The sequence below is a fragment of the Burkholderia sp. BCC1638 genome, from assembly GCF_902833195.1.
Classification (GTDB): Bacteria; Pseudomonadota; Gammaproteobacteria; order Burkholderiales; family Burkholderiaceae; genus Burkholderia; species Burkholderia diffusa.
On the sequence record NZ_CADFEC010000106.1, the window covers coordinates 1 to 534 of the forward strand.

At 70.0% G+C, this 534-nt stretch carries 1 protein-coding gene and 1 pseudogene; both read left to right on the forward strand.

Annotation, left to right across the window (positions count from 1 at the left end; genetic code table 11):
* Positions 1–343: pseudogene (locus HWX22_RS31405) on the forward strand (DUF1800 domain-containing protein); the annotation flags it as partial.
* Between the two features lie 34 nt (positions 344–377).
* Positions 378–534: twin-arginine translocation signal domain-containing protein (locus tag HWX22_RS31410; protein ID WP_175917007.1), on the forward strand; the 157-nt coding region annotated here is incomplete at its 3' end.

Genomic DNA, 534 nt, shown 5'->3' on the forward strand with positions numbered 1-534 from the left:
CAACGTGAAGGGCTGGCCGTGCGGCACGCTGTGGATCAACAGCGCGACCCTGCTGGCGCGCAAGCAATTCGTCGAGCGCAGTTTCCGTTCCACCACTGCGAGCATGAAGCCGACCGCGCGAGTTGCCGGGATGGCGGCGAAGCCGCCGACGCTGCGCTTCGACCTCGACGGCTGGCTCGCGCGCTTCGGCACGGCGCCGCAGGCCAGGCCCACGCTGTCGGCCGAGCTGCAGCTCCAGCACGCGGTGCTGCCGCTCTCGCCGGTGGCGGCGATCGATGCCGATGCGAACGGCGCGGCCTATCTGCGCGCGCTGCTGATGGACCCGGTTTACCAGTTGACCTGAAGCGCGCGAGCGGCGCGGCGAGGAGGGCGGCATCATGAAGCGACGCGATTTCCTGGGCCTGACGAGCGCGGCCGGCATGGCCGGCGCCGCGGGCGTGAGGCTGTGGAGGAGATCCACGGCGTTCGCTGGTGAGTCCATGGCGAACCCCGGCGCCGCACATCACGAGCGCTTGCTGATCCTGATAGAGCTGA